Source organism: Bifidobacterium sp. ESL0819 (genome assembly GCF_052606245.1).
On the sequence record NZ_CP199587.1, the window covers coordinates 1,250,952 to 1,265,457 of the forward strand.

The window sequence follows — 14,506 nt, forward strand, 5'->3', positions numbered from 1 at the left end:
GGCAGGCATCATGGCGTTTCCGAACGAAGGAGAGATTGCAGCATGAGCGCGCTGAATGAATCAATCTCCCGACGGTTGACCTTGGGACAGCTCAAGGGGCGCTACGGACTGACCTTGGTACCGGACTTTGCTGAACCGGTCACAGTGACCTCAATGGTGGACGATCTGCCCTCAGTGCGCCCCGGCAGCCTTTATGTGCCTGCAGACCAGCAGGTGGATCAGGGCATGGTCGAGGAGGCCGAGCGTCGTGGAGCCTATGCCGCCCTGTTGCCGACTTCGGCTCGTCAAGAGGTGGGACGGGCACGCATACCTCTGCTCTTCGGCACTATGCGCGCCTGGCAGATGGGCCAGTTGCTAGCCAATGCCGCCGGCGATCCCTCGGGAGCTCTGGCTGTGTTCGCCTTGGTAGGTTCCCAGGTACAGGACCAGGTGGACCTCTTGGCTGACTTCCTGCAGGTGCTGGGCAATCCTGTCGGTATGCTCAGCGCCAAGGGCTCGTGCTCGCTGGACCGACGACTGGATCTGGAATATCCCCTGAGCATGTTCGATGTGCAGCGCGGTCTGTCCATCGCTTTGGAGGATGGGGCGGCCGCCATGGTCATTTCCGTGGAGGATCAGACCTTGGCCATGGACGCTCTGCAGGGGGTGGACCTGGATGTGGTGGCCCTGGGAGCCCAGGAGGGCTCCACTCGGGATGCGCGGCACGTGCGGCTGATCTCCAAGGCCCGCCGCTACGGGTTCAACCTGGGCGGGCACACCATCGTGGCCCGGCGCAACGAGGAATCAGACGGGTTGGCTCGTCAGTCTCTGCCCGCTGATGCGCTGAGCGACGATTTGTCCCTGTGCATCGCCATGACTATGGCTGCTGGCGTCAAACGCAACAACATCAGGAGCGCCCTGCGCGTCTCCCGGGAAATGTCCTGAGAGGTGAGGATGAGTCAGTCTGTAGGGGCCGGATCCATGCCCATGACCCTGGATGAGGTCGTTGGATATGTGCACGGTCGGCTGGTCGAGGTCGGCCCTGCTCTCGAACCCGATCTCGGATCCGTGCGTATGCGGGTGGTGACCGACTCACGGCAGGCGGGGGTCGATGGTCTTTTCGTGGCCATCAAGGGCGAGCACGTGGACGGTCATGACTATGTTCCCGGCCTGGGGGCCAAGGGCTGCCGTGCGGCCCTGGTGGACCACCTGGTTCCGGGCGCTGATTTGCCGCAGATTCTTGTGGATGATACGGTCGGTGCCCTGGGGCTGCTGGCCCGGGCCAACATGGACTGTCGGCGTAAGGCTTCAGGCTCCTTCACGGTCATTGGCATCACGGGGTCTGTCGGCAAGACCACGACCAAGGATCTGCTGTCCTCCCTGCTGGCACTCTTGGGTCCTGTAGTGGCGCCGGTCGGATCCTTCAACAATGAGATCGGTCTTCCGCTGACTGCCTTGGCGGTCGGACCGGACACCCGCTACCTGGTGGCGGAGATGGGCGCCAACCATGTGGGCGAGATTGCAGACCTGACCCGCATGGTTCCTCCGAACATAGCCCTGGTTCTCAAAGTGGGAGTGGCCCATCTGGGCGAATTCGGTTCTGTTGAGCGTATCGCCCAGGCCAAGAGCGAGATCGTGCGAGGTCTGGTGTCGGGCGGAACCGCTGTTCTCAATGCAGATGATTCCCGGGTGGCTGCTATGGCTGATCTGGCCTCTGGCTCTGTTTTACGGTTTGGCATGGCCGATGAAGACGGCGGGCAGGACCGTGACCTGGACGGTTCGGCTCGTTTTCTGGACAGCGACAGCCTGGATAGGCCTGCCTTCGAGCTGCGACTGCGCGGTCAGCAACCGGTTCGGCTGCGATTGGGCATCCCGGGACGGCACAATGTCATGAACGCCCTGGCCGCCGCCACGGTAGCCCATGCCCTGGGTCTGGATGCAGAGCGCATTGCCAATGAACTGGGTCGACAGAGGCGTATCAGTCCGCATCGAATGGCTGTATCGATGGTCCGGTTGCCGGATGCTGTCTTCAGACTGATTGATGATTCCTTCAATGCTAATCCCGATTCCATGCGGGCGGGTCTGGACGCTCTGGCTGCCTGGAGCGGGTTCAACGGCCCGGCCTACCGGATCGCAGTCCTTGGGGTCATGCTCGAGCTGGGGGATCGGGGGGAGCAGCTGCACCAGGAAATCGGTGCCTACTGCCGCCGTTTAGGTATTGATGCATTGATTGCGGTGGGCTGCCCGGATCAGCAGATGAACAGCCTGATCCAGGCCTTGGTGCGTGGTGCAGGCGGTACGTCTGATCCCAGCGATGGCCAGCCAGGGTCCATGCGTGTCCTCTTTGCCCGCGATGCTGACCAGGCCGACCAGATGGTTCGTCAGCTGTGCGCCAAGCATTCGGATCGGCAGAATCTTGTTTTGCTGAAAGGTTCGCATATGTCTGGGCTGTCCGATCTGGCCGACCGGTGGCAGGGCTGAGACATGTATCGACAGGCATCCCCGCAGCGGGTTCGAACGTTCAAGGACGGAATCCAAGAGTTGGAGTACACACTGTGATTGCACTCATCATCGGAATCCTGGTCGCCCTGGTGGTGACGCTGGCGGGAACCCCGCTGCTGATAAGGCTGGTCCACCGCTTGCACTACGGCCAGTACATCCGCCAGGACGGCCCCAAGTCCCACCTGGTCAAGCGCGGCACCCCGACTATGGGCGGGGTGGTCATCAACCTGGCCATCCTGCTGGGCTGGGCAGCCTCGGCGCTCTACCGCTACCTGTCGCGGGGCGAGTCCGTGTCCCTGTCGGCTATGCTGGTCCTGTTCGCCATGCTCTCCATGGGTTTCCTGGGCTTTATCGACGACTTCGCCAAGGTGCGCAAGAAGCAGAATCTGGGTCTGTCGGTCAGGGCCAAATTCGTCGGCCAGTTCATACTGGCCACCATCTATGCGGTGCTGGCCCTGAAGCTGCCCACCAAAAACGGCTATCCCAGCGCTCAGGCGGGCATATCCTTTGTGGAGCAGCCCATCATCGACTTCCGAATGGCAGGCAGCATCCTGTCCGTGGTGCTTTTCATCATCTGGGTGAATCTGCTGATGACGGCCTGGAGCAATGCCGTCAACCTGACCGATGGCCTGGACGGGCTGGCTTCGGGCTCTTCCATGATCGCCTTCGTGGGATACACCGTCATCGCCTTCTGGGAGAGCTACCACTTGAAGGGCGGTGGCCATGCCGGTCACGCCTACGCGGTCTCCGATCCCCTGGACCTGGCCATTATCGCCTGCTGTGCGGCCGTGGCCTGCTTTGGGTTCCTCTGGTACAACACCAATCCGGCCTCCATATTTATGGGCGACACCGGATCCCTGGCTCTGGGCGGACTCTTTGCAGCCCTGTCCATCGCCACCCATACCGAGCTTCTGGCGGTCATTCTCGGCGGGCTCTTTGTGGCAGAGGCCGCTTCCGACGTCATCCAGGTGGGCTATTTCAAGCTCACCCACAAGCGGGTCTTCAAGATGGCGCCCATCCATCACCACTTCGAGCTGATGGGCTGGCAGGAGTCCAAGGTGGTTGTGCGGTTCTGGATGATCGACCTGATCTTCGTCCTGCTGGCCTTGGTCTGCTTCTATGCAGACTGGGTGGTCCGCTCTGGGCTGACCATCTGATTCCGTCCATTTATGGTGCCAGCCCTCGGCAGCCGGTATCATGCCAAGCAGATGCCGGAGCTAACGGAATGAGGTGTTCGTGGATATGGACTTGAGCCGGAAGCGAGTGTTGGTAGCCGGACTGGGCATTTCCGGACGGAGCGTGGCTGCAGCCTTGCGAGGCCGGGCTGCCGGGGTGACCACTGTGGACCAGTCCGCCCCGCATGCCGATCTTCGTGACTTCGATCAAGTGGACTGGGACCAAGTGGACCTGGTCATGGCCTCGCCCGTCTTCAACCCGCGCACTCCTTTTATTCTTGAGGCGCAGCGTCGGTGCATTCCCGTGGTCAGCGAGGTGGAGATGGCTTGGATGCTGCGGGTGCCTTCAGCACGGACCGGCCGGCCAGCGCCCTGGATCGGGATCACCGGCACCAACGGCAAGACCTCGACCACCAGAATGGTCGCCGCCATGATGCAGGCCAGCGGGTTTACGGCTCCTGCGGTGGGCAACATCGGCAAGGCCGTCTCGACAGCCGTCCTGGACCCAGCCAATGACCTGCTCTGTGTGGAGTTGAGCTCCTTCCAGCTGCACTTTACCTTCTCTGCGGCTCTGGAGTGCGCGGCCATCACTAATCTGGCCGACGACCACCTGGATTGGCACGGGGGCTTCGAGGCCTATGCGGCCGACAAGGCGCGCATTTACCGGGGCGTGCGCAAGTCCTTGGTCTACAACGCTGACGACCCCCGGGTTTCTGATCTGGCCAGACAGGCTCAGCCAGCCTCCGGTTGCCGAAGGGTGGGCTTCACTCTGGGTAGGCCCGAGCCTGGGCAGCTGGGTGTGGAGGACGGCTGGGTCGTGGATCGCAGTGGATTGACGGGTCAGGATCTTGAAGAGGGCGTCAGACTGGTCCAGGTGGCCGAGTTGACGGACCTGAGCGAGCCTGACGGCACTGTCTATCCCCATCTGCTTGCTGATGCCCTATGCGCTCTAGCCTTGGCTCTGGGTGCTGGAGCCCGCGTCGACGCGGCCATCGAGGCCATGCGCGCCTTCACGCCCGGCGACCATAGGATCAGCACCGTGGCCACCCTGGGTCAGGGTTCGCAGGCCATTCGCTTTGTAGACGATTCCAAGGCCACCAATGCCCATGCCGCCGAGGCTTCCTTGGCCAGCTACCATGACGGCCAGGTGGTCTGGCTGGCTGGTGGGCTGGCCAAAGGCGCCCGCTTTGACGATCTGGTTCGGTCCCGCAGGTCCAAGCTGGCTGCAGCCGTGGTCATCGGCCAGGATCAGCAGCCCATGGTCCAGGCCATCAAGGACCAGGCACCCGATCTGCCGGTTACTCTGATTGATCCTGGCGATGGAGATCAGGTCATGGCCCGGGCTGTTCAGGCTGCAGGCTCCTATGCGCAGCCCGGTCAGGTGGTTCTGTTGGCGCCTGCCTGTGCATCCATGGATCAGTTCGCATCTTATGCCGACCGAGGCGACCAGTTTGCCAACCAGGCCAAACAGTGGGTCCACGAGCATGAAGCGCGACACTGATCCACACACGGCCTCCTCCCGCGGGTCTGACGGCAAGGGGGACTACCGGGGCTGGCGGGCTATTCTCAACCCGCTCTGGTGCTACTACGGCTTTCTGGCTACGGTCGTCGCTACTACAGTCTTCGGTCTGATGATGGTCTTCTCCTCCTCGGCTGTGGATCTGGTGGCCCAGGGCAGCTCACCCTGGAGTCAGGTCATTCGCCAGAGCATATATGCAGTGGTGGGGCTGTTTCTGGCCCTTTTGGCTGTGAGGATCAGCGTCGACCACTACCGGAACTGGAGCACTGGGTTTCTGATCGTCAGCCAGGGCGTCCAGCTGCTGACCCGTACGCCGCTGGGGCGGTCTGCCAACGGCAACGAGGGCTGGATCTCGGTGGGCGGCATTTCCATGCAGCCGGCTGAGCTGCTCAAGCTGGCCCTGTGTCTGTGGCTGCCGCAGGCCCTGATCGAAGCCCAGCGGCAGGCTGGCAAGGATTCTGACTTGAAGACCCTGGCGAAGGCCTATGCCAAGCCGGCCGTCGGCTTTATAGTCAGTTTCCTGCTGATCATGCTGGGCAAGGATTTGGGAACCGCCATGATCATTGTCATCATCGGTTTCGTGGCCTTCCTGGTCTCAGGCTTCCCCCTGCGCTGGCTGCTCAGCCTGGCGGCTCTGGGGATGGCTGCTGTCATCGGTTTTTCGGTCTATGGCAACAGCAACCGGACCCAGCGGATCATGGCTGCCTATGGCAAGTGCTCGGCGGATGACATTCAAGGGGTCTGCTACCAGTCCATCCACGGGCTTTATGCCATGGCTTCTGGGGGATTGACCGGAGTAGGGCTGGGCAACTCAAGGGAGAAGTGGAACTACCTGCCCGAGGCGCACAATGACTTCATCTTCGCAGTCATCGGCGAGGAGCTGGGCTTCGTAGGGGCGGCCATGCTTATTCTGGTCTTTGTGGTCATGGGCTGGTGCATGCTGCGAATCGCCCTGACAACCAGGAACCGGTATGCGGGCATGGTGCTGATCTGTCTGGATGTGTGGCTGGTGGGCCAAGCCCTGATCAACATCTGCGTGGTTCTGGGCCTGCTGCCGGTCATCGGGCTGCCTCTGCCCTTCGTCTCGGCTGGAGGGACCGCCCTGATCTCGTGCCTGGCATCGGCCGGGGTGGCTCTGAAGATGATTCGGACCCAGCCTGACGTGAAGGCAGCCACGGAGGGGTCCTGAGAAGCGGAATGGACGTGATGGGAAGGAAGCGGATTCGAGGATGACGACAGCGACGAGGGCTGAGAACGAAATGCCTGGGCATGACCAGAAGCATGCCGAAAGAGGTGCTGGTCCCCATCTGGTGCTGGCCGGAGGGGGGACGGCAGGGCATGTCAACCCTCTGCTCAGCGTGGCTGCGGTCATTCGGGAGCGCCGCCCCCAGGCTTCCATCAGCGTGATCGGCACCGCTGTCGGCTTGGAGCACGACCTGGTGCCGGCTGCTGGACTTCCCCTGGACCTGATTGAGAAGGTGCCCTTCCCTCGTCGCCCCGGCAAGGCCGCCCTGGACTTCCCCCGGCGCTGGCGGCGTGAGGTGCAGCGGGTCCGAGGGTACCTGCAGGATCGGTCGGCCGACCTGGTGGTCGGCTTTGGCGGTTATGCCTCGGCGCCGGTCTACAGGGCCGCACGGAATCTGGGTCTGCCCATCGTCGTCCACGAGCAGAACGCCCGGGCGGGCATGGCCAACAAGCTGGGCGCCCGCTGGGCCGATTTTGTAGGTACAGCCTACGAGGATACGGGCATCCGGGCCCGGGCGGGAGTACCCGTGCGCCGCGTGGGTCTGCCCCTGCGGCCAGCCATCGCCCGACTAGCCAAGCAGATGGAGACTGACCGCTCCGGCGCCCGTCGTGAGTCGGCACGGTCACTGGGTCTGGATCCCGATAGGCCCATCCTGCTGGTCACCGGCGGTTCCCTGGGCGCGCTCAGCCTGAACAAGGCGGTAGCTGGCGCGGCTCGGCAGCTGTTGGACCGAACCCAGGTGATCCATCTGACCGGTCGTGGCAAGACCGGTCAAGTCAAAGAACAAGTGGCTGCGAATCTGTGCGATGCAGCCATCAACGATCTGGATCCGGCTCACCGGGGCCAGGGGGACTACCACATGGCCGAATACCTGGAGCGGATCGATCTGGCCTTCGCCTGCGCTGATCTGGTGGTCTGCCGGGCCGGTGCCGGATCTGTCAGCGAGCTGGCCGCCTTGGGCGTGCCCGCCATCTACGTGCCCCTGCCCATCGGCAACGGCGAGCAGCGATTCAACGCCCAGCCGGTCGTACAGGCCGGGGGAGGGCTCATGGTGGATGATGCGGCACTGGACGCCAAATGGGTGGGCGAGCACGTCCCTGCGCTTATGGCTGATAAGGATAGGCTGGCTGACATGCGCCGCCGAGCCTGGGGGTACGGGATTCGCGATGCCGCTCAGGTGATGGCTGAGCAGATTCTGACCATGGCCGGCCAACACATTGCTCGCAAGGACTCAGGGAGGGCCTAATCGGGCATAATGGAGGCAGGTGAAGGGTGACCGTCCTAAATGGTCCTGAACTGTTGGAGGAGATGCAACTACTGTGCCAAAGCATGAATTGAATACTGCGCCCGGTCGGCAGGGTGACGGCGACCGGTCCCTGCCGGTTCTGGACCCCTGCCTGCCTGCCTTGGCCCAGGCCGGAGTGTGCGACCCCAAGGATCTGGGGCCCACCCACTTCATCGGCATCGGCGGGGCTGGGATGAGCGTGCTGGCCGAGATGCTTCACCAGGAGGGGGTACAGGTCTCGGGCTCCGACCGCGCCGAGGGGGACAAGACCCGCCGTCTGCGTCAGCTGGGAATCCCTGTCGCCATCGGTCAGGATGCCAGCAACGTGGCCGGGGCCCGCACAGTGGTTTGGTCCAGTGCCATCAAGCCCGACAATCCAGAGATTCTGGCTGCTCGTGACGCTGGTGCCCGACTGGTTCATCGCAGTGACATTCTGGCCCTGCTCATGGCCTCCAGGATTTCGGTCACCGTGGCTGGAGCCCATGGCAAGACCACCACCAGCGCGCTCTTGGCCCACCTGCTGACCAAGGGCGGCCAAGGGGATCTGGCCGATCCCAGCTACGCCATCGGGGGCAGCCTTCAGAGCGACCAGGGGCCCATGGACGGAGGCCATGTGGGAGCCGGGCGGGTTCTGGTGGCCGAGGCGGATGAGTCCGACGGCAGCTTTGGCAAGTACACTCCCGACATCGCCATCATTACCAACGTGGAGCCCGACCACCTGGACCACTACGGCACCGCTGACGCCTTCCACCAGGCCTTTGTCGAACATGCCCGGCAGGCCCGCCGCTTCCTGGTGGTCTGCGGGGACGACCGGGGCGCACTGGAGGTCTTGCGGCGGCTGCATGGGGACTGCAGAGCCGGAATCATCATCTATGGTTCAGATCCCCGGCTGAGTGCTGAATCCTTGCCCGGAGTCCTTGGCCTGGTTCGCATCGAATCCGAGTCCGAAAGCAGTGGCAGCGGTCGTGAGCATTGCCGTCTAGCTCTCCCGGCGCAGGTGCTCCAGGCAGCAGGATTGGAGGCCGGCAAGCCGCTCGATCTGCAGGTGGATTTGGCGATTCCCGGTATCCACAACGCCCGCAATGCCGCTGCGGCAATCATCGCCGCTATCCTGCTGGGAATGGAACCTGATACGGCCGCCGCCTGCGCCGCCGATTTTCGGGGGGCCTCCAGACGCTTCGAGGTCCGTGGATGCCAGCACGAGGTCACCGTAGTGGATGATTACGCCCATCATCCCACGGAGATCGCAGCACTGCTGACTGCCGCCAGACGACGTTATCCGGGTCGGACCATCAGAGTGCTCTTCCAGCCCCACCTGTATTCGCGCACCGCCATCTTCGCAGATCGGTTTGCGGACGCTTTGTCCCTGGCAGATGATGTGACGGTAACTGACATCTTCCCCGCCCGTGAGCTGGCCAGCGACTATCCAGGCGTGGATGCCGGGACCATTCCCTCCGCCGCCCGCAAGATTGCGGCTGCTGGGCCTCTTGTCGGCCGGGACTCGGACCAGAAGCCTCAGGATTCCGGCAATAGATCGAACGGGACAGTCTTCCGGTCCTGCCCGAACATGCGTCAGGCCGCTTTGGATCTGGCCGAGCGGGCTGAGCCGGGGGATGTGATCCTGACCGTAGGGGCCGGTGATGTCACTGCCATGGGGCCAGTCATTCTTGACAGGCTGGCTGAACGGGACCAGCAGTGAAGACCGGCAAGGGTCGCAGCGCCTCCGGCGGGGCCTCGTCCAGGGCTAAGGCCGTCCGGGCTGCCAAGGCTGCGCGGACGGCCCGGTCTGGGCAGGCCAAGCCTTTGAAAAAGGAACCGCAGACCGGCACAACTGCCAGATCGGCGAGGTCAACCGTCTCCGATGCTGCATCCGTGACCGACAGGTCCAAGGCTAAAAAAACAGGCAACGGAGGCAAACGCCTCAAGCGATCCGGAGATCTCAAGGGGTCGAAACGTCTCAAGGGTCGTCCGAATCGTTCCAAGAATGCAAGCGGATCCCGGACGCGTAGCCCCAGGTCGGCCTCCTCATCCTCCCGTTCGCTGGTAAAAGGCAGCAGCGCTTCCGTATCCGAATCCGGGGCATCCAAGTCTGCGCTCTCACGTTCGACGAGTTCGACCGGGGGGTTCGTCGATGCAAGGACCATACCGCCGGACCGACCGGTGTCAGGCAGGATAGGCACCGACCTGGAGGACCGGGGGCTGGGGATCTTCGTTCGGCCTAAGGTGCTGGACTTTCAGGCCCGGGTGCGCGAGAAGAAGAAGGTCAGTCGCAGGCTGGTTCTGATCCGAACAGGCGTCGTCCTCCTGGTCGTGGCTCTGATCGCAGGACTGGCGTGGCTGTTCTTTCTTTCTCCGGTCTTCCGCCTGCAGACTGACAAGATCAATGTCAGTGGTGGCAATGCATGGGTGTCCGACGAACGTGTCTCCTCAATCGTGGCCCATCAGGGAGATCGCTCGCTTCTGCTGATTTCCACCAATGGCGTCGAGCAGGAGATCAGCGGCATGGCCGGGGTGACCGATGCCAAGGTCCGCAAGAGCTTTCCGCACGGGCTGAAGGTGACCTTCGAGGCACAGGAGCCCACTGCGGTCTTCAAGGACGCCCATGGCAAGCTGACGGCCGTTGACAGACAGGGCAGGACGCTCAATACCGTCTCCAAGCCGGTGGACGGGGTGCCGGTCATCCAGGTGGCCACTGTGAAGCGGGCCCAGCAGGATCAGGCGGTCAGGCAGACCTTGCGGATTCTGTCGACCATGCCGGAGGCCATGCGCCATTCGGTGACCAAGGTGACTGCAGAGACCCAGGACTCCATCACCACCGAGCTGGATCAGGGCAAACATGTCATCATATGGGGCGACGGATCTGACCTGAAGCTCAAACAAGCCGTGGTCGACAAGATCATCAACGACCCTTCCAAGATCGGCGACAAGCATCAGCTGGATGTGTCGGCGCCCCTGCGGCCTATCGTCAAATAGCTGCTGAAGAGGATGTTGTCTTCATCAGCCTGTCAGTGTCCAGCAGGATTGTCACAGGGCCGTCATTGATGAAATCCACTCGCATGTGGGCGCCGAATTGTCCCACGGTAACGGGGACACCGGTTGCTGCCAGAGCCCGGTTCAGATCCTGCCAGACGCTCTGGGCGTGCTCAGGCTCTCCCGCAGCTATGAAGCTTGGACGGTTGCCGTGACGCAGATCCGCATAGAGGGTGAACTGGGAAATGGAGAGGATGGAGCCGCCGCAGTCCAGGACCGATCGATTCATCCGGCCCGCCTCGTCGGCGAAGATACGCATTCGGGTCAGCTTGCGTACGGCATAGTCCACTTGGGTATCGCTGTCGCTGTCCTGGACGGCCACCAAAAGCAAGAGCCCCGTGCCGATGCTTTGGGGTTTAAAATCAGGATCCGGCTGTCCCTGCTCGTCGACCACATCGACCCGGGCATGGCTGACCCGCTGTATGACGATTCTCATGGTTCCAGTCTAGAGAGTTCAGGCATTGTTATAGTGCCGAAAGGAAAAGCTGGACCGGTACTTGGTGGGGAGCAGGCAGAGAACTGTTTGAAGACCCGCATGAGGGAAGCTCACCTCAACGCAGGCATGACAAACGGGTCCTTGTCAGTGGTCCAGTCGATGGCTGTCTCTTTCAGCCCTTTTGGCGGGTGGCTTCAGGTCGAAGTGCACGGTGCTCATGTTGCCAATGTAATCGACGGGCTGATCTTCGGTGCAATCCTGATCGGTGTGCATCGATGATGTCATGATGAGTGACCTGCTTTCTCCGCCGATATGCGGATTCTGGCCGGTCATGGCTTCCCTTGGGTCGTCTCAGATTCGTCGGCGCCGCTTGGTTGTACAGACGCATCCGTCAATTGACCGCTGCGGTCATGATCCAGTCGGTCTGTAGATCCTCGCCCAAGATGAAGGTGTGGTCTCCGGTCCGTTTGAAGCCCATGGCTCGGTAGAAACGTTGGGCGGGCTCATTGTGCTCCCATACGCCCAGCCAGATTTTGCTCAGGCTCTGGTTCCAGGCTTGTTCGAAGGCCTGATTGATCAGCATGCTGCCCAGTCCCTGGCGTTTGAAGTCCGATAGGACGTATAGCCGCTCGATCTCCATCGAAGTGTCACCGAACTGCTCTGTCTGGGCCTTCCCGGTGTTGAGCTGCATATAGGCTGCGGGCGTGCCATTCACGCTGGCCAGAAGAAAAACGGACTCAGGTTCGGACAGTTGTGACTTGACCAGTTCGGGGAAGAAGGAGTGCCGGAGGTAGTCTGCCATGTTTTTCCGGCTGTTGTCGGCGGCGAAAGTGTCGCGGAAGGCGGTCATGCCCAAGGAACGTATCAGCCTGGTGTCATTCGATGTGCATCGCCGTATTACTGCGGTCATGATGGCGATTCCTTTCCTCTTGCTCTTGATTCGATCGCTCGGATGTATCTGTGTTGATGAGCGCTGTTCTTAATTGATGACCTTGAGTCCGACCACGCAGGCGACTAGACCGATGATGAGTAGAATGCGGGCGAGTGAAACAGGCTCCGATCCAATAGCCATGGCGTATAGGACAGTCAAGGCAGCTCCGATGCCGACCCAGACCGCGTAGGCCGTGCTGGCAGGAATGCTGCGCATGGCAAAGGCCAGACCCGCCATGCTGGCAATCAGTCCCACAATAAAAACGATGTCAGGGACGATTTTGGTAAAGCTTTGAGACTTGCCTAGGGCGGTGGCCCAGACCGATTCACAGATGCCAGCGAGTATGAGTACGATCCACGAGGACATGGTTCCCTTTCGGCAAGTCTTGTCACTGTCCGGGTACTTGACCATCGTCCGGGAACCTGAACCAGATTCTGAACATCAGAATAGCACGGGGGCAACTCTGATAATGAACTGAGCACGGGAGTGATCGACAGTCCATCGTGAGAAGGAATCAGGGTTGATTCAGGGTCGTTTCAGGGGTTTGCCGGATGTTGCATTCCGCGTCGATCGACTATTCATATAAATAGATGAATGTAGCCGAGTGTACGCACCAGGATGTGGCAGGTGAATGAATCATGACTTGGGCCTTGCGTGACCTGAAAGCCAATAGTGGCATCTGGGCTGGCGTCTTTATCGTTCTTGTGGTTACCCAAACCCTGCTCTGTGCCATGAGCGTGAGCATGGGCGTCAACAGCTATTACCAGGGTTTGTCAGTCAAGACCAGGGATCCTGCCAAGAGTCTGGCTTCGGCTCTGAGTCTGGTCTTCCTCACGGTTATTGTGCTCGGCTGCCTGGTGATCAAGCAGACCCTGCAGGCATCAATTCGCCAACGTCGGCAGGGGCTGGCCCTTCTCTCGCTGCTGGGAGCTACGCCTAAGCAGATCCTGGTGCTTACGCTTTTGCAGGTGATGATTCTGGCTCTTCCGGCCTTTCTTGTTGCTGTGGCTCTTTCACCTGCGCTGGCTGGAAGGATCCTCGATTGGTATTCCACAGGGATGCGAATGCCGGTACATTTCGCTTTTACCTGGCACGGTTTTCCCAGGTCTGCCCTGACTGGTCTCGCAGTGGGGTTGGCCACGGCCGTCTTGGCGACCAGCCGGACATTGCGGGATTTGGGGGAGATGACACCCGTCCGGATGGTGCGCCGTGCTGAGGAGAGCGAATCGATTGACCGGCCCCGACATGGACGCGGTCTTGTATCCCTTTTCCTTGGGCTGGCCTTGCTGCTATTGCCATTGCCTGTCTTTGCCTATCTTTCGCACAGCGGCTCTGTGTCCTTAGAGCCTAAGCAGGTCAAGGCAGTCATAAGTACCGTTGGAAGTGGACCGCTGTTTGCTATTCTCTTGTTGCTGATTGCCTTGGCGCGTTCTGGGGGGCCTGTTATAAGCAGGGTCACTCAACTTTGGACCGCTCTAGTGCCGTCGTCATCTGCCGTTTGGCGGATAGCGCGTTCACAGGCTGTAGTCAGGAGTCGAGACACCACATTCGGCTCAACAGTTATAGCTCTGACTGCCTGCATGTTTCTAATCGGCGGTCTGCTGGCTGCTGGAGGCACCAGTACCGTCGCCATGAACAAGGTATCGGGAATAGAGAACGTCACATCGGGAGGAACCTTGGAGTTGCTCTATGGTTTCTGGGCAGCGCTGCTGGTCGCCTTGGTCGGCGTCATCGCGGGGTTCGCCATCGCCGCTCGGGATCGTGACCTTGATCTGGCGCTCCTGTCAATTGCCGGCGCAAACCCGCAGCAGCTGACTGCTATATCCATATTGGACGGCACCATCGTGATGACTACAGGCATTATCATCGCAGCAGGCGGCACCGGACTAGTTGGACTGAGCACGGCCGTGGTCTATTGGCCCCTTGTCCACAGCCTGTCCATAGTCTTTCCATGGCAGTTCTTCCTCATATGCGGGTTGCCGATCATCGTTGTCGGTTCGTTGGCGACCATGCTGACGGTGCGGCCTGCTTTGAAGCGCTCGCCCATAGCCATTCTGCAAGGCGCCATAGGCGAATGATAGACAATGAGCTTTACTCCCTGGACCTGTGAAGTGTAATTGAGCTGTCATGCAAAGACGGTGATTTCGGCCACGGTTGTGTGTTGCATATTCATAAATAGGCAGTGCTTCGTGGGCTTGGCCAGCACTAGTCAATGAGTCAAATGCAGCTGGATGCTCGCTTTGGTAAGCCAATTTCTATGCGCTCCGGTGCAATATCTATGAAGTGAATAAATTGCGACCAAACTGGTGGCTTAATTACAGTGATTCGAGTCAGTCGGAACCAGCCTTAATTGCCAAGATTCTCGATTGCATCATAATGTTTGTTTATGGCTGCTGTGGTCAT

At 60.9% G+C, this 14,506-nt stretch carries 13 protein-coding genes and 1 riboswitch; of the genes, 9 read left to right on the forward strand and 4 right to left on the reverse strand.

Translation table 11 applies throughout. The features are described from left to right. Positions 1-42 precede the first annotated feature (42 nt). The 8 genes from ACUIAD_RS05210 (at position 43) to ACUIAD_RS05245 (ending at position 10,679) form a co-directional block, all read left to right on the forward strand. The gene (locus ACUIAD_RS05210; protein WP_445342976.1) at positions 43-924 is read left to right on the forward strand and encodes a UDP-N-acetylmuramyl peptide synthase; all 882 of its coding nucleotides are present in this window, start codon (positions 43-45) and stop codon (positions 922-924) included. 9 nt (positions 925-933) lie between these two features. Further along, positions 934-2,460 carry a UDP-N-acetylmuramoyl-tripeptide--D-alanyl-D-alanine ligase gene (locus tag ACUIAD_RS05215; protein ID WP_445342977.1) on the forward strand — a complete coding sequence of 509 codons (1,527 nt, stop codon included), beginning with the start codon at positions 934-936 and terminating at the stop codon, positions 2,458-2,460. A 74-nt stretch (positions 2,461-2,534) separates the two neighbouring features. Beyond that, positions 2,535-3,638, forward strand: a complete 1,104-nt coding sequence (gene mraY / locus ACUIAD_RS05220) for a phospho-N-acetylmuramoyl-pentapeptide-transferase (protein WP_110451878.1) — start codon at positions 2,535-2,537, stop codon at positions 3,636-3,638. A 79-nt stretch (positions 3,639-3,717) separates the two neighbouring features. Further along, on the forward strand, positions 3,718-5,157 hold the full coding sequence (gene murD / locus ACUIAD_RS05225; RefSeq protein ID WP_445342978.1) for a UDP-N-acetylmuramoyl-L-alanine--D-glutamate ligase: 1,440 nt from the start codon (positions 3,718-3,720) through the stop codon (positions 5,155-5,157). Next, a complete protein-coding gene (locus ACUIAD_RS05230) occupies positions 5,141-6,364 on the forward strand; it encodes a peptidoglycan glycosyltransferase FtsW (RefSeq protein WP_445342979.1) in 1,224 nt (407 codons plus the stop codon). The genes murD and ACUIAD_RS05230 overlap by 17 nt, the downstream gene beginning before the upstream one ends. 70 nt (positions 6,365-6,434) lie before the next feature. Then, on the forward strand, positions 6,435-7,667 hold the full coding sequence (locus ACUIAD_RS05235; RefSeq protein WP_445343803.1) for a UDP-N-acetylglucosamine--N-acetylmuramyl-(pentapeptide) pyrophosphoryl-undecaprenol N-acetylglucosamine transferase: 1,233 nt from the start codon (positions 6,435-6,437) through the stop codon (positions 7,665-7,667). A gap of 130 nt (positions 7,668-7,797) precedes the next feature. Next, the gene (murC, locus tag ACUIAD_RS05240) at positions 7,798-9,405 is read left to right on the forward strand and encodes a UDP-N-acetylmuramate--L-alanine ligase (RefSeq protein ID WP_445343804.1); all 1,608 of its coding nucleotides are present in this window, start codon (positions 7,798-7,800) and stop codon (positions 9,403-9,405) included. Beyond that, positions 9,402-10,679: a cell division protein FtsQ/DivIB gene (locus ACUIAD_RS05245; RefSeq protein WP_445342980.1), complete on the forward strand. Its 1,278-nt coding sequence runs from the start codon at positions 9,402-9,404 to the stop codon at positions 10,677-10,679. The genes murC and ACUIAD_RS05245 overlap by 4 nt, the downstream gene beginning before the upstream one ends. Here ACUIAD_RS05245 and dtd read toward each other — a convergent pair. From dtd to ACUIAD_RS05265, 4 genes are all read right to left on the reverse strand, one after another. Continuing rightward, positions 10,672-11,172 carry a D-aminoacyl-tRNA deacylase gene (gene dtd, locus ACUIAD_RS05250; protein WP_445342981.1) on the reverse strand — a complete coding sequence of 167 codons (501 nt, stop codon included), beginning with the start codon at positions 11,170-11,172 and terminating at the stop codon, positions 10,672-10,674. The genes ACUIAD_RS05245 and dtd overlap by 8 nt on opposite strands. A gap of 144 nt (positions 11,173-11,316) precedes the next feature. Next, positions 11,317-11,505 (reverse strand): hypothetical protein, encoded by a 189-nt coding sequence (locus ACUIAD_RS05255; protein WP_110451884.1) that lies wholly within the window; start codon positions 11,503-11,505, stop codon positions 11,317-11,319. Between the two features lie 58 nt (positions 11,506-11,563). Further along, positions 11,564-12,082, reverse strand: a complete 519-nt coding sequence (locus tag ACUIAD_RS05260; RefSeq protein ID WP_445342982.1) for a GNAT family N-acetyltransferase — start codon at positions 12,080-12,082, stop codon at positions 11,564-11,566. A gap of 69 nt (positions 12,083-12,151) precedes the next feature. Continuing rightward, positions 12,152-12,469: a DMT family transporter gene (locus ACUIAD_RS05265; RefSeq protein ID WP_110452275.1), complete on the reverse strand. Its 318-nt coding sequence runs from the start codon at positions 12,467-12,469 to the stop codon at positions 12,152-12,154. Positions 12,470-12,477: 8 nt separating this feature from the next. Continuing rightward, a riboswitch (guanidine-III (ykkC-III) riboswitch) is annotated at positions 12,478-12,541 on the reverse strand. A 200-nt stretch (positions 12,542-12,741) separates the two neighbouring features. Between ACUIAD_RS05265 and ACUIAD_RS05270 the strand changes: the two genes are divergently transcribed. Then, a complete protein-coding gene (locus ACUIAD_RS05270; protein WP_445342983.1) occupies positions 12,742-14,181 on the forward strand; it encodes an FtsX-like permease family protein in 1,440 nt (479 codons plus the stop codon). Positions 14,182-14,506: the final 325 nt, after the last annotated feature.

Excerpts from the sequence above, each read along its gene's own strand:
- ACUIAD_RS05260 (WP_445342982.1), bottom strand. The coding sequence starts at position 12,082 with ATGACCGCAGTAATACGGCGATGCACATCGAATGACACCAGGCTGATA.
- ACUIAD_RS05210 (WP_445342976.1), top strand. The coding sequence starts at position 43 with ATGAGCGCGCTGAATGAATCAATCTCCCGACGGTTGACCTTGGGACAG.
- ACUIAD_RS05235 (WP_445343803.1), top strand. The coding sequence starts at position 6,435 with ATGCCTGGGCATGACCAGAAGCATGCCGAAAGAGGTGCTGGTCCCCAT.
- ACUIAD_RS05265 (WP_110452275.1), bottom strand. The coding sequence starts at position 12,469 with ATGTCCTCGTGGATCGTACTCATACTCGCTGGCATCTGTGAATCGGTC.
- ACUIAD_RS05255 (WP_110451884.1), bottom strand. The coding sequence starts at position 11,505 with ATGACCGGCCAGAATCCGCATATCGGCGGAGAAAGCAGGTCACTCATC.
- ACUIAD_RS05215 (WP_445342977.1), top strand. The coding sequence starts at position 934 with ATGAGTCAGTCTGTAGGGGCCGGATCCATGCCCATGACCCTGGATGAG.
- ACUIAD_RS05270 (WP_445342983.1), top strand. The coding sequence starts at position 12,742 with ATGACTTGGGCCTTGCGTGACCTGAAAGCCAATAGTGGCATCTGGGCT.
- dtd (WP_445342981.1), bottom strand. The coding sequence starts at position 11,172 with ATGAGAATCGTCATACAGCGGGTCAGCCATGCCCGGGTCGATGTGGTC.
- ACUIAD_RS05230 (WP_445342979.1), top strand. The coding sequence starts at position 5,141 with ATGAAGCGCGACACTGATCCACACACGGCCTCCTCCCGCGGGTCTGAC.